Raw genomic sequence first — 3,607 nt, forward strand, 5'->3', positions numbered from 1 at the left:
TGAATATTAGTCAATTATTAGAGGCTTTAAAAGATCCTTCTGTGAATCTTACAGTAGGTGAAAAACTATTAGCAGGTTTTAGTGTAGCAATACTTTCAATGACTGTAGTTTTTATAGTATTAGTTATAATATCTGCAATAACAAGTTTGTTACAAAGAGAAAAACAAGTCTTAAATTGGATAATAGAATACAATGTAAAAAATGCTGGGAAAATTATTTTCTTAGCATTTTTTATGTTACATAGGTTAATAATTTAATAAATGTAATAAAAAATTTAAGTTTTGTAACTTAAAAACCGGAACTTTTTTAAAAAAAATTGCATATAGTAAATTAGAAGTGAAAGATTTAAAATTAAACTTGCAAAAAAAGATAAGGCGTACTATAATATAATTAACAATAATAAATAAGGAGGTACGAAACATGAATGAAAACATTGAATTAGTATACTTTGGTTATGAAAATGAATTAGATTATGACTTTACTCCGGATTATGATGCAGAATAAATGAATAAAATAATTTTAAGCATTCATATTTATCATAAAAATGATTTGAAATAAAAAAAATTGCAAAATCAACTTTAGTAGGGCATGCACAACATAAGGAGTATAAAATGATAGTTTTAACATAAAAGAGCTATAACCATTTCTATAAAAGAAGGTTATGGCTCATTTATATTTGCAAATTTTTTTTGTTACAAATTCTAAAGCATTTAGATTGTATACGTGTATTCATATAAAATTAGCACTTATATCTATGTCTTGTCCATCTATTGTTTCTACCTTACCATCCTAATGACTCTGGATATAGCAATGTCTGAGTCGTGTATCACTGAACCTTCTAAATCCATAAATCCGGTATGTACACATACTTAAACACCGTGTTTACATGAATGTTTACAGTGGTGTTCATGCAAATAGCATCTCCAGCATGTAATCCACAAGCAATATTTGCAAAAGTCATATAATTAAGTATTTCTTCATCAATACCTAATTTTAAATTCAAAAAATTCCTTTATATGACAATTTAAATTAACTTTAAACATAAAAATCCCCTTTACATTTAATTTTTAATACATATAATACCTTCCTTTATTCTTTTTTATTTTCTTTGATTTTGAGATGAATATTATAAGATAAAGTAGTTGAATTTATCTAAAAAAAGAACAAGTGAAATAAACATAAAAAAACTTGCATAAACGAAATAATTCCTGCAATTGCTAGAAAATGGTGCTACAATGAACTTGAATATAGTACAAGAATGCATCAGATCAGTTAATCATATGTAAACATATCCGAAATTAAATTAATTCAATATATTCTATTAAAGAGGGGGATTAAATTGGAAAAAAAGTTAGTAATAGAGGAGTCTTGGTGTAAAAAGTGTGGAATTTGCATAGAATTCTGCCCTAAAAAGGTTTTAAATATGAATAACGAAAGTGTATATATTGAAAATGAATCTGAATGTACTCTTTGCGGTTTGTGTGAATTAAGATGTCCAGATTATGCAATATATATTGCAGAAAATATTTAATTAAGAAGGAGTATAGTATGGGAATAAAAGCAAAGTTATTACAAGGGAATGAAGCTTGTGTTCACGGTGCAATACATGCAGGAATGAAATTTTTTGCAGGATATCCAATAACTCCATCAACAGAAATAGCAGAAATATCATCATTAATATTACCAAGAGTTAAAGGAACATTTATTCAAATGGAAGATGAAATAGCATCTATGTCAGCAATAATAGGTGCATCTATAGCGGGTGAAAAATCTATGACAGCAACAAGTGGTCCAGGTTTTTCTCTAAAGCAAGAGGCTATAGGATATGCTTGTATAACTGAAACACCTTGTGTAATAGTAAATGTTCAAAGAAGTGGACCTAGTACAGGTTTACCAACAAGTCCATCACAAGGAGATTTAATGCAAGCTAGATGGGGAACGCACGGAGATCATTCTTTAATAGTGATATCTCCTACAACAGTATCCGATACTTATGAATTAACAGTTAAGGCATTTAATCTTGCTGAAAAATATAGAACACCAGTAATTTTACTTTTAGACGAAGTAATAGGACATATGAGAGAGAAAGTAGATTTAACTGCATTAGAAGGCTTAGAGGTAGTAGATAGAAAAAAATCTACTTGCAGAAAAGAAGTCTTTAAAGCGTATGAGGTTACACAAGATTTAGTTCCTAATATGGAAGGGTTTGGTAAAGGATTTAAGTTTCATGTAACGGGTCTTGTACATGATGAAACTGGATTTCCTACAAATAGCACAAAGGAAGCTCATAAATTATTAAGTAGGTTATCTAATAAGATAGAGAATAATTTAGAAGATATACTTATATATGAAAATTATTTTACTGAAGATTGTGAAATGCTGATTATAACTTTTGGATGTATGGTTAGATGTAGTAAAGATGCAGTTGATAGTATGAGAGAAAAGGGAATAAAAATAGGATTATTAGCGATAAAAACAGTATGGCCTTTCCCAACAGACATAGTAAGAGAATTTAGTGAAAAAGTAGATTACATATTTGTACCAGAAATGAACATGGGGCAAATGATTTTAGAAATAGAGAGAGTAGTAAAAGACAACTGTCCTGTAGTTGGAATTAATAAATTTAATGGAGAGATAATAACCCCAGAAGAAATAACAGCTAATATAGAGGAGGTAATTGTCCATGCCAAGTAATATTATTGAAAAGAATTTTAGAGTAGGTAGGCTACCTCACATATGGTGTCCTGGATGTGGACACGGGATATTAATGCACTCAATAGCAAGGGCAATAGAAGATTTAAAATTAGATAAAGAGAATATATGCATAGTTTCTGGAATAGGATGCTCATCAAGATCAAGTGGTTATTTTGATTATAATACAATACATACAACTCACGGAAGGGCTCTTTCATTTGCAACAGGTGTAAAGCTAGCTAATCCAAAACTTCATGTTATAGTTATAACTGGTGATGGTGATGCAACAGCGATAGGAGGAAATCATTTAATACATTCTTGTAGAAGAAATATTGATATCACAACAATCGTGTTTAATAACAATATATACGGAATGACAGGAGGTCAATATTCTCCAACTACTCCTACTGATGATAAAGCAACAACAGCTCCATATGGTAATATAGATAAACCGTTTGATATTTGTAATTTATCAGCAGCAGCAGGAGCTACATTTGTTGCTAGGGCAAGTGTATATCATGTTAATCAGATGATAGCATATACAAAAAAAGCAATAATGCATAATGGTTTTTCAGTGGTAGAAGGAGTTAGTTCTTGCCCAACATATTATGGTAGAAAAAATAAAAAGGGATCTGCGGTAGATTTAATAAAATTAATAAAAGAAAATAGCATGGTAACTAATGACGTAAATAAAGCGATAGAAGCAAATAAAGTTCCAATAGGTATTTTTAAAGATATAATTTTACCAGAGTATAGTGAAGAATATAGAAAATTAGTAGATAAATTTTAAGTATTATTAGGAGAGAATATATATGAAAAAAGAAATTAGGCTAAGTGGTTCTGGAGGGCAAGGTCTTATACTTGCAGGTGTAATTTTAGCAGAGGGAGCAATTATGTCAAATTTAAATGCAGT

General features: G+C 29.5%; 5 protein-coding genes. 4 read left to right on the top strand and 1 reads right to left on the bottom strand.

The genetic code is table 11. The features are described 5' to 3' along the window. Nucleotides 1–257 (top strand): hypothetical protein (locus VLM92_RS10150; protein ID WP_325276230.1); only part of this gene is annotated, 257 nt, incomplete at its 5' end. Nucleotides 258–838: 581 nt separating this feature from the next. Here the strand turns inward: VLM92_RS10150 and VLM92_RS17400 are convergent. Beyond that, nucleotides 839–1,003 (bottom strand): LamB/YcsF family protein, encoded by a 165-nt coding sequence (locus tag VLM92_RS17400; protein ID WP_414708158.1) that lies wholly within the window; start codon nt 1,001–1,003, stop codon nt 839–841. Between the two features lie 336 nt (nt 1,004–1,339). On the opposite strand from VLM92_RS17400, the gene VLM92_RS10155 reads away from it, so the two are divergent. Genes VLM92_RS10155 through VLM92_RS10165 form a run of 3 tightly spaced genes read left to right on the top strand, consistent with a single transcriptional unit; the run spans nt 1,340 to nt 3,484 of the window. Next, complete coding sequence (locus VLM92_RS10155; protein WP_325276231.1) at nt 1,340–1,531, top strand: indolepyruvate ferredoxin oxidoreductase subunit alpha; 192 nt, start codon at nt 1,340–1,342, stop codon at nt 1,529–1,531. Between the two features lie 17 nt (nt 1,532–1,548). Beyond that, nucleotides 1,549–2,694, top strand: a complete 1,146-nt coding sequence (locus VLM92_RS10160) for a 2-oxoacid:acceptor oxidoreductase subunit alpha (RefSeq protein ID WP_325276232.1) — start codon at nt 1,549–1,551, stop codon at nt 2,692–2,694. Then, nucleotides 2,684–3,484 (top strand): 2-oxoacid:ferredoxin oxidoreductase subunit beta, encoded by an 801-nt coding sequence (locus VLM92_RS10165; RefSeq protein WP_325276233.1) that lies wholly within the window; start codon nt 2,684–2,686, stop codon nt 3,482–3,484. The genes VLM92_RS10160 and VLM92_RS10165 overlap by 11 nt, the downstream gene beginning before the upstream one ends. The last annotated feature ends 123 nt before the right edge of the window (nt 3,485–3,607 follow it).

Origin of the sequence: Romboutsia sp., assembly GCF_035470145.1 — a bacterium.
GTDB lineage: Bacteria > Bacillota > Clostridia > Peptostreptococcales > Peptostreptococcaceae > Romboutsia_D.